Genomic DNA, 25551 nt, shown 5'->3' with positions numbered 1-25551 from the left:
CGCGGATGTCTCCCGTCGGCGATCCTTCCTGAACTGGGCCGAAGGTTGCCGATTGTTCGCCTTTACTACTTTATGTATGATTCCTGCTTTATGCTGTTTTTTCGCTTCACGCCGACAGGGCATCCCCAAGCTGTGGTGGCATCGGCTCGTAGCCGCGATGGTTCCGCGTGAAGCTACCCGTGCCGTGGCTCAAGGACCGTAGTTCAATCGCATATCGGATCATTTCGCTCGCAGGGACCTCTGCGTGAATGACCGCCCGGGGGGTGGCCCCGGGCCTGCCAGGGACGGGTTCCATCCCGACGACCCGTCCTCGGCGAGTGGACAGGTCGCCCATCACGGCCCCGACGTACTCGTCGGGTACCAGGACGTCAACGGCCAGGATCGGCTCGAGCACGACGACGCCGGCGGCCCGGGCCGCGTCCTTGAGCGCCAGTGCGCCGGCGATCTGAAAGGCCATGTCCGAGGAGTCGACGCTGTGCGCCTTGCCGTCAACGAGGCGGACCCGTAGATCAACCATGGGATGGCCGGTGCGGACGCCCTGCGCCATCTGCGCCCGGACGCCCTTCTCCACCGACGGGATGAAGGCCCGGGGAACCGCGCCGCCGACCACCTCATCGACGAACTCGAAGCCCCCACCCGCCGGGAGTGGTTCGACCTCGATCTGGCATACCGCGAACTGACCGTGCCCACCGGACTGCTTGACCTGACGGCCGAGTCCGCGTGCCGGGGCACGCAGTGTCTCCCGCAGCGGGATCCGGGGCGCGATCCGGTCCACCGCGGCGCCGTAGCGCTGGGCGAGCCGTTCCAGGACCGTGTCGCTGTGGGCCTCGCCCATGCACCACAGGACGAGTTGGGCGGTCTCGGGGTTCTGCTCGATCCGTAGCGTCGGGTCCTCCACGGCCAGCCGGCCGAGTGCGGTCGACAGCCTGTCCTCGTCCGCGCGGCTTCGGGCACTGATCGCGACGGGGAGCTGCGGTTCGGGCATCGACCATGCGGGCAGGTAGCGCGGGTCGTCGCGATCGGAGAGGGTGTCGCCGGTCTCGGCGGTGCTGAGCTTCGTCACCACGCAGATGCCGCCGGCCGGGCACTCGCCCACCGTGTGCAGAACCGAGCCGTACGGCCGGGAGAGCGCCCCGACCTGCTCGTCGTCGTCGTGGTCGGCGTGCCTGGCCGTGGCTCTGCCGTGCCCGCTGACGTGCCCGCTGACGTGCACCGCATCGTCGGGATGCAGCGTGCCGGAGAACACCCGAACCACCGACATCCGGCCCACGTAAGGGTCCGTGGTCGTCTTCACGACCTCGGCCACGAGCGGCCCGGCCGGATTGCCGTGGCTCTGCTCGCAGGGGGAGCCGTCAGGGCGGCTCACCGGCGGCAGGAGATGCTCCCGCGGCGAGGGGAACCCCTGCACGAACAGGTCCAGCAGTTCGACGGAGCCGAAACCGCCGGCCCGCCCGCCGCCCCGATCGCTCCCTGCACCGGCGCCCGGACCCGAGGTCGAACCCGGAAGCAGACCGGCCGGCAACACCGGGAAGAACGTCCCGCGGGCGACCGCGGTCTCCAGATCGCCGAGCAGGAGCTTGGTGTCGGGCTCATCACCGGACAGGTACCGGTCGAGGAGGGCCTCGTCCTCGCTCTCAGCGATGATCCCCTCGACCAGGGCGGCGTGGGCGGAGGCGTACCGGCCGGTGAGGTCGGCCGGGGTCGCGAGTTCCCGGCAGCCGCCGTCCGGGTACTCCCGCACCCGCCCGGACAGCAGATCCACCAGCCGCATCGAGGCGCCGGCCTCCCGCTCGGGCAGGTAGGCCGGCAGCACGCCGGCCCCGAAGGCCCGTTGGCAGCCCTCGACGGCCGCCGCGAAATCGGCCCGGGGATGGTCGAGATGGGTGAGCACGATCGCGCGGGGCATGCCGACCCCGGCGCACTCCGCCCACACCATGCCGGTCGCGCCATCCACCCCGTCGATCGCGCTGACGACGAACAGAGCGGCGTCGGCGGCCCGCAGGCCCGCCCGCAGCTCGCCCACGAAGTCGGGATAGCCCGGGGTGTCCAGAAGATTGATCGTGAGACCGCGATGACTGACCGAACACAGGGTGAGGCTGACCGACCGTGCCGGGCGACGCTCGGGATCGGCATGGCCGACGTAGCTGGTCTGGGTAGTCTGACGGTCGCCGTTCTGGCGGTCCGGCGGCCCGTCGGTGGCGAGCAGACGGTCCACCAGAGCCGTCTTGCCCGCGCCGGTGTGGCCTACCAGGACGACGTTGCGCACATCGCACGAGGCTGATGACATCCTCGCCTCCTTGACTGGGAGGTAACGGCCTGTTCGGTAACGGCAGAGTCCTCCCCTGTTACCTGGGACACAAGCCCGAGGGCGGCCGTGGTCGGGAATGCGCGGATCGTGGCGGCTGTACTGTGAAGACCGCCCGAAGTCGGGCGCACGCGGGACGACCACGCGGGACGACGGGACGGACATGCTCGCTAGCAAGGCACGACCGCAGATCCAGAAGTTGCTCGACCCGGTGAGCCAGTGGGCCGCCCGGTCGTCGGTGTCGCCGGATGTCGTGACGATCATCGGCATGGTCGGGGTCGCGGGCGGGGCTCTGGGGTTCTTCACCCGCGGGGTGTTCTTCCTCGGCACCGTGGTGATCACGCTGTTCGTCTTCTCGGACCTGCTCGACGGGGTCATCGCCCGCGCCCGCGGTATCTCCTCCAAGTGGGGGGCCTTTCTCGACTCCACGTCCGACCGGGTCGGCGACGGCGCGATCTTCGGATCGCTCGTCCTCTGGTACGCTGGCGACGGCGATTCCCTGCCGTTGGCGGGTGCGGCCCTGATCTGCCTGGTCGCCGGGTCGATCACCTCGTACGTCAAGGCCCGCGCCGAGGGACTCGGCTTCACCTGTGACGTGGGGTTCGCCGAACGGGGCGAGCGGTTGCTGATCCTGCTGGTCGCCGCCGGGCTGTACGGCCTCGGGGTGCCTTACCTCCTGCCCGCGGCGCTGTGGTTCCTCGTCGGTGCCACCACGCTGACGGTCGTCCAACGGGTCGTCCACGTCTACCGGCAGTGGTACCGCGCGGGGGACCCTCCCTCCCCGTTGACGTCAAGGGCGGCCCCGACCACCGCGTCCCGGACCGCGGCTGCGTCCCGGACCGCGACCACCTTCGGCCCCGGCCGCAACGGCCGCTGAGCGGTCATCGAGACGACCCGACGAAGAGCCGAGCGTTGACGACGGGCGGGCGGGCGGCGGCAGCCGGGCGGTTCACCGACCTCGCCTACGCGCTGGGCTGGCGCGGCGTCCGGCTGCTCCCGCAGCCCGTGGCCGCCGCGGCGTTCCGGTTCGGCGCCGACCTGGCCTACCGCCGCGACGGGCGGGGGGTGCGCCGGCTGCGGTCGAATCTCGCCCGGGTGGCGCCGCCGGGAACCGATCTGGACCGGTTGACCCGGGCGGCGATGCGCTCCTACGCGCGGTACTGGCTGGAGGTGTTCCGCTTCCGGGAGATCGGTCTGGACCGTGTCGTCGGCCGGCTGCGGCTGCTGGACCAGTATCGGTTGTGGGATGCGCACGCCCGCGGGAAAGGGACCATCGTGGCGCTGCCGCACATGGGCAACTGGGAGCAGGCGGGCGCCTGGCTGGTGGCGAATGGCGTGCCGTTCACGACCGTCGCCGAACGCCTGCGGCCGGAGGCGCTCTTCGAGCGGTTCTTGGCCTTCCGCTCGGAACTCGGCATGGAGGTCGTCCCGCTGACCGGCGGGCAGGCTCCTCCGTTCGACCTGCTTACCGACCGCCTGCTGGCCGGGGGGATGCTCTGCCTGCTCGCGGACCGGGATCTCTCCCGCGGCGGGATCCCGGTGAGGTTCTTCGGCGCCACGGTCACCATGCCCGGCGGGCCCGCGGCGCTCGCGTTGCGCACCGGAGCGGCGCTGCTGCCCGCCACGCTCTGGTTCGACCATGACGGGTGGAGCGGGCGGATCCATCCCGCCGTCGAGCCGAGCGACATCCCGACGATGACGCAGGGACTCGCAGACGCCTTCGCTGCCGGCGTTGCCGCGCACCCCGCGGACTGGCACATGCTCCAGCGGATCTGGCGCGACGACGGATGACGCCGCCGTGAAGATCGGTCTGGCCTGCCCCTACGCCTGGGACGTACCGGGTGGGGTCCAGGCGCACGTGCGTGACCTCGCCGAGACCCTGATCGCCGCCGGTCACGAGGTGTCCGTCATCACCCCGGTGGACGACGAACGGACCCTGCCGCCCTACGCGGTGGACGCGGGTCGGGCGTTACCGCTGCCCTACAACGGCTCCGTCGCCCGGCTCCTGATGGGCCCGGTCTCGGCCGCCCGGGTCCGCCGTTGGCTGCGTGAGCACGACTTCGATGTCCTGCACGCCCACGAACCGACCGCGCCCAGCGTCAGCCTCCTGGCCTGCATGCTGGCCGACGGACCGATCGTCGCCACCTTCCACACCGCCAACCCCCGGTCGCGGTTCCTCACCGCGGCCCAGGGCGCGCTGCAGCCGTCGTTCGAGAAGCTGCGGGCTCGGATCGCGGTCTCCGAGGCGGCCCGGCGCACCCTCGTCGAGCATCTGGGCGCCGACGCCATCCTGATCCCGAACGGGGTGGCGGTGCAGAACTTCGCCGGCGCCCGGCCCCTGCCCGACTACGACAACGGGCGGCCCACCGTCGTGTTCCTCGGGCGCATCGACGAGCCGCGCAAGGGCCTTGACGTGCTGCTCGCAGCCCTGCCGGCGCTCGCCGCCGAGATCGACGGTGTCCGGCTGCTGGTGGCGGGGCCCGGTGACGGGGCGGCGGTGCGGGCCCGGCTGGAGCCCACCCTGCGCTCGCGGGTCGACCTCGTCGGCATGGTCTCCGACGCTGACAAGCCCCGGGTCTTCGCCTCCGGGCAGGTCTACTGCGCCCCGAACACCGGTCAGGAGAGCTTCGGGATCGTGCTGCTCGAGGCGATGGCGACCGGGACCCCGGTGGTGGCCAGCGACATCGACGCCTTCCGCCGGGTCCTCGATGACGGGCGCGCCGGCAGGCTGTTCGATGTCGGCGATCCCGCGCGGCTGGCCGCGACCCTGGCCCAGGTGCTGCGTGATCCCGCCGGCGCCGCGCGGCTGGTGGAACGCGGTCGCGCCGTCGTCGCCGCCTACGACTGGCGGGCCATCGCCGAGCGGATCGTCGGGGTGTACCAGATGGTCTCCGGGGACATGCGGGTGTCGGTCGCGACGGCGACGCGGTTGCCGGTCCGGGGCGACGCGAGGAGTGGGGACTGACCTGCCCCGGTAACTGACCTGCCCCGGTACCAGAGCCACGTCATATTCGGCCGTTGGTTACGCTGCGCGGGATGACCGTCGTCGTGGTGGTGGTCGCCCTGGTGGTGGCGATCGCGACCTATCTGACCTGGCTGGCCACTCGGCTCGACCGACTCGCGGCCCGGGTCGCGGACGCCCGCGGTGGGCTGGTGGCGCACCTGGTCGCCCGCGCCGACGCCGCGCGCGAGCTGGCCCTGCGGTGTGAGCTGGCCGAGCTGGGCGAGAGCGTGGCCCGGGCCCGAACGGCCTATCCGGACCTGCTCGCCGGGGGGGCGTTGGACGCCGCGGTCGAGCAGAGCGAGAATGCCCTGAGCCGGGCGTTACGGTCCGCCGAGGTCGCCGCGGCCGGCCAGCACCACCCCGCCGAGCTGCATGCGGTCGACTCCTGCGCGGCCCGGGTCGCGCTCGCCCGGCAGTTCCACAACGACGCGGTCCGCGACCTGCGGGCACTTGCCGGCCGACGCGTGGTGCGGATGGCGCACCTGGCCGGCCGCCGGCCGCCGGCCGGCTACTTCGAGATCGACGACGCCCTGCCGATCCGTGGCGAGGGCGTCCCTCACGACGACCTGCCGGGGCTGGCCTCCTGACGGCCCGGCCGGTCGCGAGATCGCCGTACCATGGAAAACCGACCCACCCGTACGGGAACCATCCGGTGGGGTAGCCGACATGCAGGTGCCAGACATGCCGGTACCCCGCGGCCCTGGCGACCCGACCCAGTGAAAAGAGACGGCACATCATGTCCGAGGGCCAGACTGCCCCCGCCGCCGGCCCGGCGACCGACTCCGCCCGGCATGCCGGTACCGCCCGCGTCAAGCGCGGCATGGCGGAGATGCTCAAGGGCGGTGTGATCATGGATGTGGTCACCGCCGAGCAGGCCCGCATCGCCGAGGACGCCGGCGCCGTCGCGGTGATGGCGCTGGAGCGGGTTCCCGCCGACATCCGGGCGCAGGGTGGGGTGGCGCGGATGAGTGATCCCGACATGATCTCGGAGATCATCGAGGCGGTCTCCATCCCGGTCATGGCCAAGGCCCGGATCGGGCATTTCGTCGAGGCACAGGTGCTGCAGGCGCTCGGGGTGGACTACGTCGACGAGTCCGAGGTTCTCACGCCTGCCGACCCGCACCACCACATCGACAAGTGGCGCTTCACGGTGCCGTTCGTCTGCGGAGCCACCAACCTGGGGGAGGCGCTGCGCCGGATCGCCGAGGGCGCGGCGATGATCCGTTCCAAGGGTGAGGCGGGCACCGGCGAGGTGTCCAACGCCGTGGTGCACATGCGTACCATCCGGGCGGAGATCGCCCGGCTGTCGGGGCTGCCCGCCGAGGAGCTCTACGCGGCGGCCAAGGAGCTGCGCGCCCCGATCGAGCTGGTCGCCGAGGTGGCCCGGCTCGGTCGGCTGCCCGTCGTGCTGTTCACCGCCGGCGGTATCGCCACCCCGGCGGACGCGGCGCTGATGATGCAGCTCGGCGCGGACGGGGTGTTCGTCGGGTCCGGGATCTTCAAGTCCGGGGACCCGGCGCGCCGCGCTCGGTCCATCGTCGAGGCGACCACCATGTTCAAGGACCCCGACGTTCTGGTGAAGGTCTCCCGGGGCCTCGGCGAGGCGATGGTGGGCATCAACGTCACCGAGCTTCCCCCGGAAGCCCGCTACGCCGACCGCGGCTGGTGAGTGGCCCGCGGATCGGCATCCTCGCGTTGCAGGGGGATGTGCGCGAGCACGCCCGGGCGCTCACCGAGGCCGGCGCGCGGCCGGTGGCGGTGCGCCACGCGGTGGAGCTCGCCGAGGTCGACGGGCTCGTCCTGCCCGGAGGTGAATCCACCACGATCGGCCGGTTGCTGCGCGTGTTCGAGCTGTTGGAGCCGTTGCGGGCGGCGGTGGCCGCGAGGTTGCCCGTGTTCGGTTCATGTGCTGGCATGATCCTGCTTGCGCGGGACGTCGTGGGCGGTCGGCCGGATCAACCACTGATCGGCGGGCTGGACATCGTCGTCCGGCGTAACGCCTTCGGCCGGCAGGTGGACTCGTTCGAGGCACACCTCGAGGTCGTCGGGGTGACGGGGCCACCTGTGCACGCGGTCTTCATCCGGGCACCATGGGTAGAAAAGGCAGGAGACGCGGTCGAGGTCCTGGCCCGTGTCGCCGAGGCGCCGGTGACGGTCCGCCAAGGACCGCTGCTGGCCACCGCGTTCCATCCGGAGCTGACCGGTGATGCCCGGGTGCACCGGCTATTCGTCGACAGCGTCCGATCGTCCGGGTCCGGTCGATGATCGGGCGCAAGAGAGGCAGGTCATGAGCGGCCACTCCAAGTGGGCGACCACCAAGCACAAGAAGGCGGTCATCGATGCCCGCCGGGGCAAGCTGTTCGCCAAACTGATCAAGACGGTCGAGGTGGCGGCCAAGACGGGCGGCGGAGACCCCGCGGGCAACCCGACGCTCGCCGACGCCATCGCCAAGGCGAAGTCGCAGTCCGTGCCGAACGACAACATCGAACGGGCCGTCAAGCGGGGTTCCGGCGAGCTCGCCGGTGGGGTGAACTACGAGGACATCACCTATGAGGCGTACGGCCCGGGCGGGGTGGCGATCCTCGTGGAGTGCCTGACCGACAACCGTAACCGGGCGGCGTCGGATGTCCGGGTGGCGATCACCCGTAACGGCGGCACGGTGGCCGACCCGGGGTCGGTGTCGTACCTGTTCAACCGCAAGGGTGTCGTGCTTATCGAGAAGACCGCCGGCCTCACCGAGGACGACGTACTGCTCGCAGTGCTCGACGCCGGCGCGGAGGAGGTCAACGACGTCGGGGAGGCCTTCGAGGTGGTCTCCGAGGCGACCGATCTGCACGCCGTGCGGGTGGCCGCCACCGATGCTGGCCTGGCGGTCACCTCCGCGGACATCTCCTGGCTGCCGAGTGTGAGCGTGTCGCTGGAGGCCGAACCCGCCGCCAAGGTCCTCAAGCTCATCGAGGCGGTCGAGGATCTCGATGACGTCCAGAACGTCTGGTTCAATGCCGACATCTCCGATGACGTGATGGAGCTCGTCGGCAGCTGATCGTCCTCTCGGGCGATCCGTTGGGCGTGTCGTGGATGTCCGGTTGTGTCGCCGCCCCTAGAATCGAACGAATGTTCTTGTGAACGTGCGGTCGGGAGGGTGGATGCGGGTGCTGGGGGTCGATCCGGGGCTGACCCGGTGTGGCCTGGGGGTCGTCGACGGTGGCCTCGGCATCCGGGCCCGCCTGGTCGAGGTGGGGGTGGTGCGCACCCCCGCCACCGCCGAGGTCGCCGAACGGTTGTGCGCCGTGTCCGATGGCATCGACGCCTGGCTCGATCGCACCCGCCCGCAGGCGGTCGCGGTCGAGAAGGTCTTCAGCCAGGCGAACATGCGTACCGTGATGGGTACCGCGCAGGCCGGGGCGGTCGCCATCGTGCTGGCCGCCCGGCGGGGCCTGTCGGTGGGTCTCTACACGCCCAGTGAGGTGAAGGCCGCGGTGACCGGCAGCGGCCGGGCGGACAAAGCGCAGGTCAGTTTTATGATCACCAGATTGCTCGGGCTGACCGAGGCGCCACGCCCGGCCGACGCGGCGGACGCCCTCGCGTTGGCGCTCTGCCACCTGTGGCGCGGGCCGGCGCTGGCCCGGTTCCGTTCCGCCGCGCCGGGCGGACCCACCCGATGATCGCGTCGTTGGCCGGCACGGTCACCGCGCTGACCCCGCTGTCCGCCGTCATCGAGGTCGGCGGGGTGGGCCTGCTCGTCCACTGCTCGCCGTCGACGCTGTCGCGGCTACGGGTGGGGGAGTCCGCCTCCCTCGCCACCACCCTGATCGTGCGCGAGACCGAGCTGACCCTCTACGGCTTCGCCGACGCCGATGCGCGCGACGTCTTCGAGATCCTGCAGAGCGCGGCCGGAGTCGGGCCCAAGCTCGCCCAGGCCGTGCTCGGGGTGCACGATCCCGACACGGTGCGCCGCGCCGTCGCCGAGGAGGATCTCGCGGTGCTGACGAAGGTCCCCGGTATCGGGCGCAAGGGCGCGCAGCGCATCGTCCTGGACCTGCGGGACCGGCTCGGTCCGCCGGGTGACGGTGCGCCGCTGCCCGGCCCGCGCCCGACGCCGGGACCGGAACCGATGCCGGCCGATACCGTCGGGGTCGCGGCGACCGTGCGGGAGGCGCTGGTGGGCCTGGGCTACTCGGGTCGTGAGGCCGACGACGCCGTGTCCCGGGCGCTCGTGGTCCTGGCCGCGCCCGCGGGCGAGGGCGCCGCAGCCGGTGGCGAGCAGGCCGCCCCGGGCAAGGGAGACGTCCCGGGAAAGGAAGGCGCCCCGGGTTCCCGGGCCGGGGCCGACTCGGGAACCGGCGGCGCTCCGCCCGACGCCGCGACCCTGCTGCGCGCAAGTCTTGCCGTGCTACGCAGGTGAGGGCCGTTATGACGCCGCCATGCGGCGCGCGACCGCGTCGGGCGGTGGTCAGCCGGGGCGGTGGTCAGCCGGGGCGGTGGTCAGCCGGGGCGGCGGTCAGCCGGAGCGGCGGTCAGCCGGAGCGGGGGTACGCGGAGGTGGGACATGAGTGACGACGGCCTGGTGTCCGCCGCGGCGAGTCCCGAGGAGCGCGCCTTCGAGGCCGGGCTGCGTCCGCGCACCCTGGCCGAGTTCGTCGGCCAGCGTAAGGTGCGCGAGCAGCTCACAATCATGCTCGAGGGGGCGCGGGCGCGTGGTCGCCCGCCGGACCACGTCCTGCTGTCGGGCCCGCCCGGTCTGGGCAAGACCAGCCTCGCGATGATCATGGCGCAGGAGCTCGAGGTTCCGTTGCGGATGACCAGTGGGCCGGCGATCGAACGCGCCGGGGATCTCGTCGCGATCCTCACTGCCCTCTCCCCGGGAGAGGTCCTGTTCCTCGACGAGATTCACCGGATCGCCCGGCCAGCCGAGGAACTGCTCTACGCCGCGATGGAGGACTTCCGGGTTGACGTCATCCTGGGCAAGGGCCCGGGCGCGACCGCGATCCCCCTCGACGTGTCGCCATTCACGCTGGTCGGGGCTACCACCCGGTCGGGCCTGCTGACCGGCCCGCTGCGGGATCGGTTCGGGTTCACCGCCCATCTGGACTTCTACGACGCCGACGAGCTCGCCCGGGTGCTGACTCGCTCGGCCGGCCTGCTGGGGGTCACCCTCACCGCCGAGGGAGCCGCCGAGGTCGCTGGCCGGTCGCGTGGTACGCCCCGCATCGCCAACCGGTTGCTGCGCCGGGTGCGCGACTACGCGGAGGTGCGGGCCGACGGAGTGGTCACCCGCGAGATCGCCCAGGCGGCGCTGCGGATCTACGACGTCGACGGGCTCGGACTGGACCGTCTCGACCGGGCCGTGCTGGAGGCGCTGGTCACCCGGTTCGGCGGCGGTCCGGTCGGGCTCACCACGCTCGCCGTGTCGGTCGGGGAGGAACCGGAGACGGTGGAGGACGTGGCCGAGCCGTTCCTGCTGCGTGCCGGCCTGCTGATCCGTACCGCCCGGGGCCGGATGGCCACCCCCGCCGCCTTCGAGCACCTCGGTCTGGACCCCGTCACCGATCCGCTCGGTCGTACCCAGGTCTCGCTGTTCACCGAGGGAGAATGACTGTGAGAGGGTCGGTCGGGGAGTAGTCACTGAAGGTGATTAGTCCGTCCGGGGTGAGTCGTCCCCGTAGCATCGGCCATTCCGGCCGGAGGAGGTCCTGAGTGCCGGGCACAACCGCCCTGCCCACCACAGGCATCCGATCGATACGTACGATCGCCGCAACACATCAGGAGGGCAGGACGTGCACGTACTCGTGGCAGCTTCGGTGGCGGCCGGCAAGGACGGGGGCAGTTCGATCAGCGGGCTTCTGTTCCCGCTGATCCTCATCCTGGTGATCGTCTACTTCTTCTCGATGCAGCGGCGCCGCGCCAGGGCGCAACAGCAGCAGATATCGCGGATCGTTCCCGGTACCCTGGTGATGACCACCGCTGGTCTCTACGCCACGGTCGTCGAGATGGAGGACGGCGACCTCCTGCTGGAGGTTGCGCCCGATGTCGTCTGCCGCTTCTCGCGCAGCGCGGTCGCTCGGGTGATCAGTACGCCCGACGGAGCCGGGGACGGCGGGGAGTCCTCCGGGGAACCGCGGTCGCACGACGACGGTTCCGACGGCCCCGGTGGCGCCGAGGCGTCGCATCCCGGCGGTGGCCTCCCCGGTGGGGACGGTGGCACGGGCGGTGAAACGACACACCCGCCCGGCAAGGAGCTGTGATCGCCGGTCACCTGGCCGAGCACTACCGTTCGGGGAGCGGAACGCACCCTCGGTGACATTCGTTCGGATACTTTAGGCACCGCCGGTCCGGGCAGCGGCGAGACGAACGAGCGCCGGCACACCGGCGCGTGAGGAAGGGACTCGCAGGTGGCACGCGGCTCGGCACGGGTACCCAAGGGGATCTCCGTCTGGACCCGGCTGGGGATCCTCGGCGGTCTGATCGTCGTCCTCTACGGCCTCATGGCCGCTACCGGAAACTGGAAGCCCCGGCTCGGGCTCGACCTGCAGGGCGGGACGAGCGTCATCCTCACGCCTCGTGCCACGCAGGGAAACAACGTCGACAGTGGTGCCGTCAACCAGGCCGTCGACATCATCCGGCAGCGCGTTGACGGCTTGGGCGTTGCCGAGTCCGAGGTTCATCGTACCGGCAACCAGATCGAGATCTCGGTGCCCGGCCGCGGCCGCAACGACGTCGTGGATCTGGTCGGGCAGACCGCTGAACTGCGTTTCCGTGAGGTCGCCACGTCCGGCCAGGCCACCCCGGTGCCCACCCCCACTGGTGCGGCCTCCGCATCCACGCCGGGTGCGACGGGCCAGCCGGCCCCGACGGCCGGCCAGAGCACGCCGAGCATCGCGCCGTCATCCCCGGCACCCGCCGCGTCTAACAAACCGGCCGCACTCGGTGACGGCACGGGCCGCGGCCTGATCGCCCAGCCGGTGTCGCTGGCCGCCGCGGGCACACCCGCGGTGGGCGCGGCCTCGGCTTCTCCGGTGGCCTCGGCTTCTCCGGTGGCCTCGGCTTCTCCGGTGGCCTCGGCTTCTCCGGTGGCCTCGGCTTCTCCGGTGGCCTCGGCTTCTCCGGTGGCCTCGGCTTCTCCGGTGGCCTCGGCTTCTCCGGTGGCCTCGGCTTCTCCGGCCCCCGCGCCGGCGGCGACCGGGTCGACCGGGTCGACCGGGGACAGCCCGCCTGCTGACGTGTTCGCTCGCTACGAGTCGCTGACGTGCGCAGCGGCCGACGTCCGCAAAGCCTCGGTCAGCACCGACCGCCCGCAGGACTGGACCGCCGCCTGTGACCGGACCGGGACGACGAAGTACCTGCTCAAGCCGGCCACGGTGGTCGGGACGGATGTGAAGACCGCCTCCGCGGGCCTGCAGGGCGGCGGCGGGACCACGGGCATCACCACCGGGCAGTGGGTCGTGAACGTCGAGTTCACTGGTCCGGGCCAGAACAAGTTCACCAAGCTGACCGAGAGCACGATCGGCAAGCAGGTTGCGATCGTGCTCGACGGGGTGGTGCAGTCCGCGCCGCAGACCAACGAGCGTATCCCCGGATCGGCCCAGATCTCCGGCGGCTTCAGCCAGTCCGACGCCGAGGACCTCGCCAACGTGCTGCGCTACGGTGCCCTTCCCCTGGCCTTCGAGCGCTCCCAGGCCGAGTCCATCTCGCCGACCCTCGGTCGTGACTCGCTGCACGGCGGACTGCTCGCCGGCGCCATCGGACTCGTTCTCGTCATCGCCTACTCCTTCCTGTACTACCGGGCGCTGGGCATGGTCGTGATCATCTCCCTCGCCGTCAGCGGTCTGCTGATCTACGCCTCGGTGGTGCTGCTCGGCGTGGCGATCGGGTTCACGCTGACCCTGGCCGGCATCGCCGGCCTGATCGTGTCGATCGGTGTCACGGCGGACTCGTTCGTGGTCTACTTCGAACGGATCAAAGACGAGGTTCGGGCCGGTCGCACGGTCCGGGCGGCCACGGATCGTGCCTGGCCCGCCGCGCGGCGCACGATGCTCTCCGCGGACACGGTTTCCTTCCTGGCCGCCGCGGTCCTCTACATCCTGTCGATCGGCTCGGTGCGCGGCTTCGCCTTTACGCTCGGGCTGTCGACGTTGAGCGATGTCGTGATCATGTTTATCTTCACCCGGCCGTTGGTGACGTTGCTGGTGCGGCGCAGACTGTTCTCGGTCAGCCGGTACTCGGGCCTGAGTCCGAAGACCCTCGGCGGGCGTGGCGGTGGCGTGGCGCAGGCCGCTTCCACCCGGGCGCGACTGGCCAAGCGGCCGGCGCCGGCCGGGCAGAGGCGGGAGAGCTGAGATGGCACTGGTCGGGCGGATCTACCGCAGCGACTTCAACGTCGACTTCGTCGGCCGGCGCAAGGCCTGGTACGCCGTCTCCGGCGTCGTGGTCGCCGTCTGCATCATCAGCATGATCTTCCGTGGCTTCACCTTCGGTATCGAGTTCTCCGGTGGCGCGGTCTTCCAGCTACCCAGCGGTGGCGGTACCGTCGCGCAGGTCGAGGACACGCTGTCCGGCATCGGGCTCGATCCGGCGGACAGTGTGGTCCAGCAACTGGAGACCTCCCACCAGTTCCGGATCCAGACGCCGACCCTCTCCGACGCCCAGACCCGTGAGCTGACCGGCGCGTTGGCCAAGCGCTTCTCGGTGTCGAACCCGGACCGCGACATCGCCGTGTCGACCGTCGGCTCGTCCTGGGGATCGACGATCACGAACAAGGCCCTCCAGGGCCTGGCCGTCTTCCTCGTGCTCGTTGTGATCTACCTCTCGGTACGGTTCGAGTGGAGGATGGCGCTCGCGGCGATGGCCGCTCTCGTTCACGACCTCGTCGTCACCATGGGTGTCTACTCGCTGGTAGGTTTCGAGGTGACGCCGTCGACGGTCATCGCCGTGCTGACGATCCTCGGATTCTCCCTGTACGACACGGTGGTGGTGTTCGACCGGGTGCGGGAGAACACCGCGGGCATGGGCACGTCGACGCGGCGGACCTACGCGGAGGCGACGAACGACGCGCTCAACGAGACGTTGGTGCGTTCGCTGAACACCTCCCTCATCGCCCTCATCCCGGTCGCATCCCTCCTCTTCGTCGGCGCCGGTCTGCTCGGTGCCGGCACGCTGAAGGACCTCGCGCTCGCCCAGTTCGTCGGTATCGCCTCCGGTACATACTCCTCCCTGTTCTTTGCCACGCCGCTGCTCGTCGACCTCAAGCGCGGCGACCCCGCCGTGCGGGCGCTGGATGCGCGGGTCGCCCGTGAGCGCGCCAGGCGGGTCCGGGCCGCCGCGGGTGTGCCGGGCACGGCTGTTCCCGCCGGCGCGGCGGTCGATCCGGCCGGCTGGGGTGAGGACGCTCCCGTCTCCGGCGCGCGTGAACCGGTTCCGGCCGGGGCGAACCTGGGCGGTGCCGCCCGACGACCGTCGGGCGCGCCCCCCGCTCGGCGCGCCGCGGGGCGCAAACCCGGCCGGCGCGGACGGCCGAGCGGTAAGAAACGCCGGTGAGCCAGGTCGCCGGCCGCGCGGATCTGGGCGGGGCTCCGATCGGGTGGCGGCGGATCTCCGGACGATCTTGATGTCAGGACGATCTTAATGTCCGGGCGACCCTGAAGTCCAGACGACCCTGAAGGTGGGAGAAGCGGCACGATGACGAGCATCGACGACGCACCGCAGCGGTCCGCCGCGCACGACGCGGTCGCCGAGGTCCTACGTGGCCACATCCGCGACATTCCCGACTGGCCGCAGCCAGGGGTCGTGTTCAAGGACATCACCCCGCTGCTCGCGACGCCGACCGCCTTCGGGGTGGTCATCGGTGCGCTGGCGGACGCGGCCCGGGAGCTGGGGGCTACCACGATCGCCGGCATCGAGGCGCGGGGCTTCCTGCTAGCCGCGCCGGTCGCGGACCGGCTGGGCACCGGCCTCGTGCCGATCCGCAAGCAGGGCAAGCTGCCGGGGCCGACCCGAAGCGCCTCCTACGACCTGGAGTACGGCGCCGCCACGATCGAGATCCACGCTGACGCGGTGCACGACGGCGACCGGGTCCTGCTCGTTGACGACGTGTTGGCCACCGGTGGCACCGCGGCCGCCGCACACAGCCTGCTCGCGGCTGGCGGCGGGGAGGTCGTGGGGCTGGCGGTCCTCATGGAGCTGTCCTTCCTGCCGGGCCGTGATCGGGTCGCGCCGCTCGATGTCGTCTCCCTTCTGACGATTTGACCTCGCCCGGGCGAGGTCCGCGGAAGGCTTCTGACCAGTGCGGCGTTAGGCTCGGTGTCTAGTCCTTACGCAGGAGCGGTCCGTGCCCGAGGCAGCGCCGGTGACCACCGGAGTTTCGCCGCCCGCCGTCACTCCCTTCCGGGAGCCCCGGCCGGTGGGCGATGCCGCGCGGGCCACCGCCGGATCGGTGGCGCGTGAGTCGGCAGCCCACGGGCCGGCAGCCCACGGGCCGGCACAGCCGCCGGCTGCGGATGGTGGCGACGTCCGCGGGCAGGAGCCACCGGCTGGATCCCCGGGGGGGTCCGAGCTGGTCACCGCGGTCGGCATGGGACGGCGTCCCGAGGACGGTTCCCCGGTCGTCCCCCGGTTGGGGCACGAGTCGCCGCCGCTGCCGCGTCGGGTGCGCGGTCGGCTCTCCCGCCTTGCGACGCACCGGGCGACGCCTCCCTCGGCTCTCGACCCGGTGCTGCGTGGGCTGCTCGCGAACCACCCGCGCGCCGACATCGCCCAGGTGCAGCAGGCGTTCGAGGTCGCCGACGCCGCGCACGCCGGCCAGGTGCGCTTCTCCGGCCACCCGTACATCACTCATCCGATCGCGGTCGCGAGCATCCTCGCCGATCTGGGGATGGACACCGCGACGCTGTCCGCAGCGTTGCTGCACGACACCCCCGAGGAGACGACGCTTACCGTCGATGCAATCCGGGACACCTTCGGTGACCATATCGCGCTCATCGTCGACGCGGTCAGCAAGCTCAACCGGGTCAAGGTCGGCGAGGCGGCCCAGGCGGAGACCATCCGCCGGATGGTCGTCGCGATGGCCCGCGACCCACGCGCGCTGGTGGTCAAGCTCGCCGACCGCCTGCACAACATGCGTACCCTGCGCTTTCTGCCCGAGCACAAGCAGGAACGCAAGGCTCGGGAGACGCTCGAGGTCTACGCCCCGCTCGCCCACCGGCTCGGCATGAACTCGTTGAAGTGGGAGCTGGAGGACCTCTCGTTCGCCGCGTTGTATCCGAAACGGTACGACGAGATCGTCCGGCTGGTCGCTGACCGGGCCCCGAGCCGGGACGTCTATCTGGCCGAGGTGATCGGGCAGGTGCAGGTCGGCCTGCGGGACGCGCGGATCAAGGCGGTCGTCTCCGGGCGGCCGAAGCACTATTACTCGATCTACCAGAAGATGGTGGTGCGCGGCCGTTCCTTCGACGACATCTATGATCTGGTCGGCATCCGCGTCCTGGTCGACTCGGTCCGGGACTGCTATGCCACGCTGGGTACCGTGCACGCGACCTGGAAGCCGATTCCCGGCCGGTTCAAGGACTACATCGCGATGCCCAAGTTCAACATGTACCAGTCGTTGCACACGACGGTCATCGGTCCCGAGGGCAAACCGGTCGAGCTGCAGATCCGCACGCACGCGATGCACAACCGGGCCGAGTACGGCATTGCCGCGCACTGGAAGTACAAGGAGGACGGGGTTGCGGCCCGGCCCTCGGCGGGGACCCCGGAGGGCGGGCGGGCCGGTCGGCGCAAGGGCGGACCCGATGCGGACCTCATGACCTGGCTGCGTCAGGTGCTCGACTGGCAGCGGGAGACCGCGGACCCGGGAGAGTTCCTCGACAGCCTGCGGTTCGCCGCCGAGACCGACGAGGTTTTCGTCTTCACCCCCAAGGGCGACGTCATCCCGCTGCCTGCCGGGTCGACCTCGGTGGACTTCGCTTACGCGGTGCACACCGACATCGGCCACCAGTGCGTCGGGGCCCGGATCAACGGCCGTCTCGCGGCCCTGGACACCCCGCTGGACAACGGCGACGCGGTCGAGATCTTCACCTCGCGGGCCCATTCGGCCGGCCCGAGCGAGGACTGGTTGATGTTCGTCCGTTCGTCGCGGGCCAGGACGAAGATCCGCCAGTGGCACGCTCGTGGGCGCCGGGAGGACGCGATCGTCGCCGGCCGCGACGCGATCGGCCGCGCGATGCGCCGCCACGGCCTGCCGCTGTCCCGCCTGATGAGCGGGGACGCGCTGTTGAACCTGGCCAAGGACCTGCGCTACGCCGACGTGGCCGCCCTCTACGCGGCCGTGGGGGAGAACCACGTCAGCGCCCAGTTGGTGGTCTCGCGGCTGCTCGTGGCCCTCGGCGGTCCGGAGGGGGCCGAGGAGGACGCGGGTGAGACCGAGCTGCCGATCCGCACGCTGCGTCGCTCGACCGGGGAGGCGGGGGTGCTCGTCACCGGTGCTCCCGACGTGTGGACGAAGCTCGCCCGCTGCTGCACCCCCATGCCCGGCGACGAGATCGCCGGTTTCGTCACCCGGGGCAAGGGAGTGTCGGTCCACCGGACGGACTGCTCCAACCTGTCGGGGCTGCGCGGCGGGCCGCACGACCGCATGATCCAGGTCGAGTGGGCGCCGTCGTCGGGCTCGGTGTTCCTCGTCGTGATCCAGGTCGAGGCGATGGACCGTACCAAACTACTTTCGGATGTCACCCGGGTACTGTCCGACCGGCACGTGAACATCCTGTCGGCGTCGGTGGCCACCACACGGGATCAGGTGGCGGTCAGCCGCTTCACGTTCGAGATGGGAGACGCCAAGCATCTCGGGCACATCCTGAGTGCGGTGCGTGCCATCGAGGGCGTATACGGCTGTTTCCGCGTTACCTCGGGCGTACAGGTCTAACGGGTCGAATCAGGGGGGCGCCGTGGATGCTGAGACCGTGGGTGCGGGTCTGCCGGCCGGCGGCGGTCTGACCCCCGCGCTGTCCCGGGCCGACGGCGGTGCCGACGAGGCCTCCCGGGCCCTGTCGGCGGCCCGGCAGGCGAGCGTGCGTCTCGCCCACCTGGCCAGGCGGATGGCGACACCGCGGATGTCCCAGGTGCCGCCGGAGCTGCGTGACATCGTCGAGGCGCATCGCGACTATCATCCGCGCGCCGACATCGGCCTGCTGGTGCACGCCTACGGCGTCGCCGAGCGGCTGCACGCCGGTCAGATGCGGCGCAGCGGGGATCCGTACATCAGCCATCCCCTCGCCGTCACCGAGGTCCTCGCGGAGCTGGGGGTGGACACGACTACCCTGATCGCTGCCCTGCTGCATGACACGGTCGAGGACACCGGGTACACCCTCGACTCCGTCACCCAGGAGTTCGGCGCGGAGGTGGCCAACCTCGTCGACGGTGTCACCAAGCTGGACAAGATGCGGTTCGGGGAGGCTGCGGAGGCCGAGACGCTGCGCAAGCTGATCGTGGCCCTGGCCCGGGACTACCGAGTACTGGTCATCAAGATCGCTGACCGGCTGCACAACATGCGCACGCTCGCCTTCATGTCCCCTCCCAAACAGGTGAAGATCTCCCGGGTCACGCTTGAGGTCCTGGCCCCGCTGGCCCACCGGCTCGGCGTCAGCGTGATCAAGCGGGAGCTGGAGGACCGGGCGTTCGCCGTGCTCCATCCCGCCGAGCACGCCCGGATTGCCGCCACGGTGGACGAGTTCACCGCCGCTGAGCGCGCGGCCGGAACCGTCGCGGCGCTGGTGGCACGGTTGCGAGCCGGGCTCGCGGGGGCTCGCATCGACGGCGCCGTCTCCATCCGGGTCAGCCACCTGTTCTCGATCTACAAGCGGGCGCAGGAGCGCAACCGGCCCGTCCAGGACTACACCGACCTCGTCCGCGTCCTCGTGCTCGTCGACGAGGTGACGGATTGTTACGCGGCGCTGGGTGTCATCCACGCCCTGTGGCGACCGGTGCCCGGCAGGCTGCGCGACTTCGTGGCTACCCCGAAGTTCAACATGTACCAGTCCCTGCACACGACGGTGACCGACGGCGCCGGCCGCTCCCTCGACATCCAGATCAGGACGCCGTCGATGCACCGGCTGGCCGAGACCGGGATCGTCGCCCGACCGGTCGGCCCCGGCGCGGACGGCGCCCGTCTGGAGGGCCTGTCCTGGTTGCACAGCCTGCTGGACTGGCAGGAGGAGGTCGACTCGGACGAGTTCCTCGAGTCGCTGTACTCAGACCTGGATGCCGACGAAGTGCTGGCGTTCACGCCCAAGGGCAGGATGCTCGCACTGCCGGCCCGGTCCTCCCCGGTGGACGTCGCCTACGCCGTGCACACCGACATCGGGCACCGGGCGATCGGCGCCCGGGTCAACGGTCGGCTCGTCCCGTTGCATACCCGGCTGCGCAACGGCGACGTCGTCGAGATCCTGACCTCCAACCTCCCCGGCGCGGGACCGTCGGAGGACTGGTTGCACTTCGTCAGGACCTCCCGGGCCCGGGTACGTATCCGGCGCCGGCTGGCCCGGCAGCGCAGGGACACCGCGGCCGGGGCGGCCGAGCTGGGCGTCACGACCACCCGGTCCGGGAGCGGCGGCGGGGCGCGGACCGCCGGCGGCGCGGACGGCGCCTCGTCGGGCCCGCCGTCGCCGACCCGTCCGATCGCCCGGCGTGGGGTGCCCAGCCTCGCGGCTGTGGCAGACGACGGGGTGGGTGGTCGGGTGCCGGCGAGGCTGGCGCGATGTTGCCTTCCGCTGCCCGGAGACGTGGTCGTCGGCTTCGCGACGCACGGCAGCACCGTGTCTCTGCACCGCCGGGAGTGCATGAACGCCACCGAGGCGGGGTCGGACCGCGAGCGCGTCGCGGTGGCGACCTGGTCGGCACCACAGGCGCAGATTTTTCCCGCGGAGATCGTCGTCGAGGCGTTCGACCGCTACGGGCTGCTCGCGGACATCACCGAGGTGCTCTCGGAGATCTCGGCGTCCGTCCGCGCGGCCTCGACGACCACATCCGATGATCGGGTCGCGCATGCGCGTTTCACGATCGAGGTCACCGGGCCGGAGCAACTGGACAAGGTGCTCGGCGCGGTGCGCGGCGTCGGCGGTGTCTACGACTGCTACCGCGTGTGCCAGACCCAGGGGTCGTCGGCTCACGGCGCGCCCGCCGGGGACGGGTGAAGCCAGCGCAGGGCGGCGGTGGCACCGACCCGGGCGGGGGACCGCGGCAGCGGTAGGACCAACCGGTGGGTGAGACCAGGCTGGTTACGGGAGCAGGCCGGTCTTCTCCGGTCGGCGTGGGGTGCTGTCTCTTGCGCCCAGCGCGGCCTTTCCGCGCCGGAATGTACCCTCCCGATCAACCGGCGGTAAACGGCTTGCGACTGAACCGCCCATTCCGGGTGGATCCGGGTGGAATGTCACGCGGAGAATACGTCCGATCCTCCCGGGCGCCGTAAATTCAACGGCTACCGCCACTGATCGATGTAGGGTATCTTGCGTATCCATCGTTTTAGAGATGGGAGTGCGCGTGGGTCACCTTCAGGTCATCGTGAGTATCGACTCCCGGGAAAGCGCTGACCGTATCGGCAGGCTCCTGGTGGAGGCGCGTCTGGTCGCCTGTTTCCAGGTGATCGGACCGATGAGCAGCACCTACCGCTGGAAGGGCCAGATCGAGCAGGCCGAGGAATGGCTCTGTCTGGCGAAAACGACCACCGAACGATTCGATGAGCTACATGAGCGGCTCGTGGTCCTCCACCCCTACGAAAATCCCGAGATCATTGCCACGCCGATCGTCGCCGGCCATGCCGACTATCTGGGCTGGATCAGCGCCGAGACGGCACCCACCGTCAGGTGAGTGCCCGCAGCTGCTCATCGAACTCGCGCACGGCCTGGGTGTGCTGCCAGGGCCGCAGGTGCTCCCGGGCGTGGCGGATACGGGCCAGGCCCAGCGAGAAGTCCGTCTGGAGCACGATCGCGAGGGACTCGGCCGCGAAGTGGCAGGCCGCCTCGATCTCCCGCCGCTGGATGTGCACCTCCGCGATGTCGCTCATCAGCAACGACCGCTTCTTCGTCGCACCGGGAGCGGCCGCCCGCAGTGCCTCGGTGGCCGCGGCGTAGGCCGCGGCGGGTCGCCGTAGCCGCGTGTAGGTGGTGACCTTCAGGCCATCGAGCCGGCCCCGGTCGAAGAACTGCGTCCAGACCCGGTCCCCGTCGCTCTCGCCCCGGTCGAAGGCATCCTGGGCACGGTCGAGGGCGGCCAGCGCCGCCCGGCCCTCGCCGCGAGCAGCCTGCTCCTCGGCCTCCCGGGCAGCCAGCCAGGCCCTGGTCATCACCGTGCTGCCCGTGGCGGCTCGCCGCTGGGCTTCACCGAGCAGCGCGCAGGCCTGGTCGTGGCGGCCACGGCTGGCGGTCTGGTAGCTCTCGTAACCGAGTACGCAGGCCCACAGGGCGTTGTCATCGGCCTCGCGGGCGGCCTCGATGGCCACCCGGTAGTAGGCGACGGCCGCGGGCAGGTCGTTCATGTCGAACGAGAGCCATCCGGCGAGCGCCGCCGTCTCCCCGGCGGTGGAGGTCAGCTCACGGCGCACCGGGGACCGGCTTGTGGTCTCCAGCAGCTGACTGAGCCTGTTCAGATGCCCGGTGACCCGCTTTATCAGGATTCGGGCGGGAACGCGTTCCTCCAAGCCGTACAGCCCCGCGGTGAGCTGGCCCAGCTCGTTGACGAGCTCCGGGGTCACCGTGCTACGGCGACGCAGCGCCGCCGAGAGGCGCTCCCAGGGCGGAGTGTCCGTGACGCCGTTCATGGGCACGACGGCGACGCCGCCCGCCGCGGCGAAGAGTCGGAGAAAGTCCCGACGTTCCACGGGAATACCGTTCGTGTCGATCATGTCGGTGCCGGAGTGAAGTACGAGTGTGCCCGCGGCGCCCGTCTCGCAGGCCGCCTGTTCAAGGTTCATCGACGCGGCGACGGCCGTACCCTGACCGGTTCCGCCCCGCAGTGCTCCGACGGCGGCGGGAAGCGCTTCGTCATCCACAAAACCGAGCTCCGCCGACGACCGGCCGAATAGCGCCCGCAACAACCGCTGATAACGCAGGCTTGGTTTCTTGTCGCCCTTCTCCCACTTACAGATCATGTTGCCGGTCACCCCGGCCTCGCGACCCTCGTGGATGACGGAGAACCGACGGATCTCGGTGGCGAGCCGTTCCTGCGACCAGCCCCGTTCCTCCCGACTCAGTCGCAGCCGGGTGTTGGGCGTGCGGGTGTTGGGTGTGCGGGTGTTGGGCGTCCTGTCGCCACCGGATACCTCAGGTGTTGGCGCGGGGGCCACCGGTGCGCGGGGAACTGCCGAAGGACCGGTCGTGAGCTGCATCGGGGCCTCCGAAGTCGATCGGTTGACTCCAGGAGCTTAACCCTCTGTGAGATAAGACGGTCATGCTCGGGCGTGGTCCCTTCGGGACCATCCACGGCAAAAGTGTGGTCATCCCGACGCGCCTGCGGCCGCCAGCGTCTTCGCCGAGTGCCGCCTTCTAGAGTGTGATGGCGTGAGAGCCGGCCCCCTCGACCGAAGCCCTCGTCCACGACGTCCCGTTCCACCAGCCCGACCGCTGCGCGCGTGGCAGCGTGCGGCCCTGGAGATCTACCGGTCACGGTCGTCGTCGGGCGCCCGGGACTTCATGGCGGTCGCCACCCCGGGCGCCGGGAAGACGACCTTCGCCCTGCAGGTGGCCGCCGACCTTCTCACTGCTGGCGAGATCAGTCGGATCACCGTCGTCGCACCCACCGAGCACCTCAAACGCCAGTGGGCCGTGGCCGCGGCGGAGGTTGGTATCGACCTCGATCCGGACTTCCGCAACTCGGCCGGGGCGACATCCTCCGACTACACCGGTGTCGCCGTGACCTACGCCCAGGTGGCGGCGCATCCGGCCCTGCACCGCGCCCGGACCGCCGCGCGCCGCACCCTGATCGTCCTGGACGAGATCCACCACGCCGGCGACGCGCTGTCATGGGGTGAGGCGATCCGGGAGGCGTTCACCCCGGCCGCGCGGCGCCTCGCCCTGACTGGTACTCCGTTCCGCTCCGACGTCAACCCGATCCCTTTCGTCACCTACCTGCCGGGCCCCGACGGGGTGATGCGCAGCATCGCGGACTCCTCCTACGGCTATGCCGAGGCGCTGCGCGACGGGGTCGTCCGCCCGGTGCTCTTCCTCGCCTACTCGGGCGAGATGACCTGGCGGACCAGTGCCGGCGCGGAACTGAGCGCCCGGCTCGGGGAGCCGCTCACCAACGAGCAGACCGCCGCCGCGTGGCGCACTGCGCTCGACCCGGGCGGGGACTGGATGCCGGCGGTGCTCGCCTCCGCCGACACCCGGCTGTCCCAGGTGCGGGCCGGCGGCATGCCCGACGCGGGCGGGCTGGTCATCGCCACGGATCACGCGGCCGCGCGCGCCTACGCCGCGCTGCTCACCCGGATCACCGGCACCTCGCCCGTGCTGATCCTCTCCGACGATCCGACCGCGTCGACCAAGATCGACAACTTTCGCCGGTCGGCCGACCGGTGGATGGTGGCGGTACGGATGGTCAGTGAGGGCGTGGACGTGCCTCGCCTGGCGGTCGGGGTCTATGCGACCTCGGCGTCAACCCCGCTGTTCTTCGCCCAGGCCGTCGGGCGGTTCGTTCGGGGCCGCGGTCGCGGGGAGACGGCATCGGTCTTCCTCCCGAGCGTGCCGTCCCTGCTGGCGCTGGCTGGCGAGATGGAGGTCCAGCGGGACCACGCCCTGGAGAAGTCCCCGCGCGATCCGGACGCCTTCGACGACGACGCGCTGCGGGACGCCAACCGGCGCAAGGATATCCCCGACAAACCGGACACCTTGTTCACGGCGTTGGGATCCTCGGCCCATCTCGACCGAGTGATCTTCGATGGCGGTGAGTTCGGCACTCCGGCGGCCCCCGGGTCCATCGAGGAGGAGGACTTCCTGGGCCTGCCGGGCCTGCTGGAGCCCGATCAGGTCGCGGTTCTGCTGCGCCAGCGGGAGGCCGCCCAGCAGGCCGCCACGCGCCGTGCCGCCGCCCGTGCCGCGGATTCGCCGGCCGTCCCGCTGGCCCGCGAGGGCGTGCAGCCGGCGGCCGAGGCGGCCACCCGGCCCGTGCACGAGGTGATCGGCGAGCTGCGCAAGGAGCTGAACCGGCTTGTCGGCGCACACTTCCACCGCACGGGCAAACCGCACGGGATGATCCACGCCGAGCTGCGCCGGACCTGTGGCGGTCCGCCGAGCGGCCAGGCCACCGCAGCGCAGCTCCAAGCCCGCATCGACACCATCCGTCGCTGGGCCGGTTGACCGGCGGGTCAGCTGCCCTGGGTGATCGTGATCGAAAGAATCTTCGGTTTGCTCGCCGGGGCACCGTCGGAGCCGCCGCCCTCGACGCCGGGCCCGGTGAGCTTGTCGAGCACGCCGAGTCCCTTGGTGATCTTCCCGAAGACGGTGTAATTGCCGGCGAGCGCCGCCGCGCCCTGCGGGGTCGGGTTCTGGTAGTTGATGAAGAACTGACTGCCGTTGCTGTCCGGCAGTTGGCTGTGCGCCATCGCCAGCACGCCTCGGTCGTAGGTCACGCCCTGGGTGTTCTCGTTGGCGTACCCGTACCCCGGGCCGCCGTTGCCGGTTCCGGTGGGATCGCCGCACTGCAGGACTGAGATGCCTGCGTCGGATCCCCCGGTCTGGCGGTGGCACGCGGTGCCGTCGAAGTACCTGGCGTCGGCGAGCGTGCGCAGGGCGTGCACCGTGCATGGTGCCTTCTGGGCGTCCAAGGCGGCCGTGATGGTGCCGGCGTCGGTGATGATCACCATTGTCGCCGGGGACGTGCCGACGGTGGCCGCAGCCGCCGGCAGGGTGGCGCCGCGGGCCGGGGCCTCCCCGTTGGAGGTGTAGGTGCACTGCCCGACCTTGCTGCTCTGACGGGGGGCGGCCGATGGTGCCGGCTTGGTCGCGGTGGGTGCAGTCGCGGTGGGTGCAGTCACAGTGGGTGTCGTCGCGGCACCGGCGGCGGCCACGTCGGGCTGGTCGTCCTTGCCGGTGAGCAGGATCGCGGCGATCGTCGATGCCGCGACGACGATCGCGATGAATCCGGCGACGATCGCAAGCCGCTGCTGACGGCGGCGATGGGCGAGCCGGCGCCGCTGCGCCTGCCGGGCCGCCCGGGCCTCGGCGAGCTTGCGTTGACGTCGCTCCTTCGAACTGGCCACCGTCGC

At 71.0% G+C, this 25551-nt stretch carries 21 protein-coding genes; 18 read left to right on the top strand and 3 right to left on the bottom strand.

The window, feature by feature from the left end; translation table 11 throughout:
* Window positions 1-106: 106 nt before the first annotated feature.
* Window positions 107-2287 (bottom strand): elongation factor G-like protein EF-G2, encoded by a 2181-nt coding sequence (locus tag AC08OX_RS01665; protein ID WP_476606169.1) that lies wholly within the window; start codon window positions 2285-2287, stop codon window positions 107-109.
* 181 nt (window positions 2288-2468) lie between these two features.
* Between AC08OX_RS01665 and pgsA the strand changes: the two genes are divergently transcribed.
* The 17 genes from pgsA (at window position 2469) to cutA (ending at window position 21161) form a co-directional block, all read left to right on the top strand.
* Entirely contained in the window at window positions 2469-3182 is a 714-nt protein-coding gene (gene pgsA / locus AC08OX_RS01660; protein ID WP_476606168.1) for a phosphatidylinositol phosphate synthase, read from the top strand.
* A 35-nt stretch (window positions 3183-3217) separates the two neighbouring features.
* On the top strand, window positions 3218-4096 hold the full coding sequence (locus tag AC08OX_RS01655; RefSeq protein WP_476606167.1) for a phosphatidylinositol mannoside acyltransferase: 879 nt from the start codon (window positions 3218-3220) through the stop codon (window positions 4094-4096).
* A gap of 7 nt (window positions 4097-4103) precedes the next feature.
* Window positions 4104-5270, top strand: coding sequence for a glycosyltransferase family 4 protein (locus tag AC08OX_RS01650; protein ID WP_476606166.1), 1167 nt, complete (start codon window positions 4104-4106; stop codon window positions 5268-5270).
* Between the two features lie 71 nt (window positions 5271-5341).
* Entirely contained in the window at window positions 5342-5896 is a 555-nt protein-coding gene (locus AC08OX_RS01645; protein WP_476606165.1) for a LemA family protein, read from the top strand.
* Between the two features lie 149 nt (window positions 5897-6045).
* Window positions 6046-6978 carry a pyridoxal 5'-phosphate synthase lyase subunit PdxS gene (gene pdxS, locus AC08OX_RS01640; protein WP_476606164.1) on the top strand — a complete coding sequence of 311 codons (933 nt, stop codon included), beginning with the start codon at window positions 6046-6048 and terminating at the stop codon, window positions 6976-6978.
* Complete coding sequence (gene pdxT, locus AC08OX_RS01635; protein ID WP_476606163.1) at window positions 6975-7574, top strand: pyridoxal 5'-phosphate synthase glutaminase subunit PdxT; 600 nt, start codon at window positions 6975-6977, stop codon at window positions 7572-7574. The genes pdxS and pdxT overlap by 4 nt, the downstream gene beginning before the upstream one ends.
* Window positions 7575-7596: 22 nt before the next feature.
* Window positions 7597-8352 (top strand): YebC/PmpR family DNA-binding transcriptional regulator, encoded by a 756-nt coding sequence (locus AC08OX_RS01630; protein WP_011435810.1) that lies wholly within the window; start codon window positions 7597-7599, stop codon window positions 8350-8352.
* Window positions 8353-8455: 103 nt separating this feature from the next.
* Window positions 8456-8974 (top strand): crossover junction endodeoxyribonuclease RuvC, encoded by a 519-nt coding sequence (ruvC, locus tag AC08OX_RS01625; protein WP_476606172.1) that lies wholly within the window; start codon window positions 8456-8458, stop codon window positions 8972-8974.
* Window positions 8971-9714 (top strand): Holliday junction branch migration protein RuvA, encoded by a 744-nt coding sequence (ruvA, locus tag AC08OX_RS01620; RefSeq protein WP_476606162.1) that lies wholly within the window; start codon window positions 8971-8973, stop codon window positions 9712-9714. The genes ruvC and ruvA overlap by 4 nt, the downstream gene beginning before the upstream one ends.
* Before the next feature lie 144 nt (window positions 9715-9858).
* Complete coding sequence (gene ruvB, locus AC08OX_RS01615) at window positions 9859-10905, top strand: Holliday junction branch migration DNA helicase RuvB (protein WP_011435813.1); 1047 nt, start codon at window positions 9859-9861, stop codon at window positions 10903-10905.
* A gap of 181 nt (window positions 10906-11086) precedes the next feature.
* On the top strand, window positions 11087-11554 hold the full coding sequence (yajC, locus tag AC08OX_RS01610; protein WP_476606161.1) for a preprotein translocase subunit YajC: 468 nt from the start codon (window positions 11087-11089) through the stop codon (window positions 11552-11554).
* Between the two features lie 147 nt (window positions 11555-11701).
* Window positions 11702-13645 carry a protein translocase subunit SecD gene (secD, locus tag AC08OX_RS01605; RefSeq protein WP_476606160.1) on the top strand — a complete coding sequence of 648 codons (1944 nt, stop codon included), beginning with the start codon at window positions 11702-11704 and terminating at the stop codon, window positions 13643-13645.
* 1 nt (window position 13646) lies between these two features.
* The gene (secF, locus tag AC08OX_RS01600) at window positions 13647-14843 is read left to right on the top strand and encodes a protein translocase subunit SecF (RefSeq protein WP_011435816.1); all 1197 of its coding nucleotides are present in this window, start codon (window positions 13647-13649) and stop codon (window positions 14841-14843) included.
* 141 nt (window positions 14844-14984) lie between these two features.
* Complete coding sequence (locus AC08OX_RS01595; RefSeq protein WP_476606159.1) at window positions 14985-15551, top strand: adenine phosphoribosyltransferase; 567 nt, start codon at window positions 14985-14987, stop codon at window positions 15549-15551.
* An 82-nt stretch (window positions 15552-15633) separates the two neighbouring features.
* Window positions 15634-18222 carry a RelA/SpoT family protein gene (locus AC08OX_RS01590; RefSeq protein WP_476606158.1) on the top strand — a complete coding sequence of 863 codons (2589 nt, stop codon included), beginning with the start codon at window positions 15634-15636 and terminating at the stop codon, window positions 18220-18222.
* Window positions 18223-18244: 22 nt separating this feature from the next.
* On the top strand, window positions 18245-20488 hold the full coding sequence (locus tag AC08OX_RS01585; protein ID WP_476606157.1) for a RelA/SpoT family protein: 2244 nt from the start codon (window positions 18245-18247) through the stop codon (window positions 20486-20488).
* A gap of 334 nt (window positions 20489-20822) precedes the next feature.
* A complete protein-coding gene (cutA, locus tag AC08OX_RS01580; RefSeq protein WP_476606156.1) occupies window positions 20823-21161 on the top strand; it encodes a divalent-cation tolerance protein CutA in 339 nt (112 codons plus the stop codon).
* Here cutA and AC08OX_RS01575 read toward each other — a convergent pair.
* A complete protein-coding gene (locus tag AC08OX_RS01575) occupies window positions 21154-22677 on the bottom strand; it encodes a helix-turn-helix domain-containing protein (protein WP_476606155.1) in 1524 nt (507 codons plus the stop codon). The two genes, cutA and AC08OX_RS01575, sit on opposite strands and share 8 nt — an antisense overlap.
* Before the next feature lie 172 nt (window positions 22678-22849).
* Between AC08OX_RS01575 and AC08OX_RS01570 the strand changes: the two genes are divergently transcribed.
* Window positions 22850-24643 (top strand): DEAD/DEAH box helicase, encoded by a 1794-nt coding sequence (locus AC08OX_RS01570; RefSeq protein WP_476606154.1) that lies wholly within the window; start codon window positions 22850-22852, stop codon window positions 24641-24643.
* A gap of 8 nt (window positions 24644-24651) precedes the next feature.
* Here AC08OX_RS01570 and AC08OX_RS01565 read toward each other — a convergent pair whose 3' ends face one another.
* Window positions 24652-25545 carry a peptidylprolyl isomerase gene (locus AC08OX_RS01565; protein ID WP_476606153.1) on the bottom strand — a complete coding sequence of 298 codons (894 nt, stop codon included), beginning with the start codon at window positions 25543-25545 and terminating at the stop codon, window positions 24652-24654.
* Between the last annotated feature and the right edge of the window lie 6 nt (window positions 25546-25551).

Source organism: Frankia sp. CoBUL1, assembly GCF_978021245.1.
This window is presented reverse-complemented; position numbering and strand designations above follow the sequence as displayed.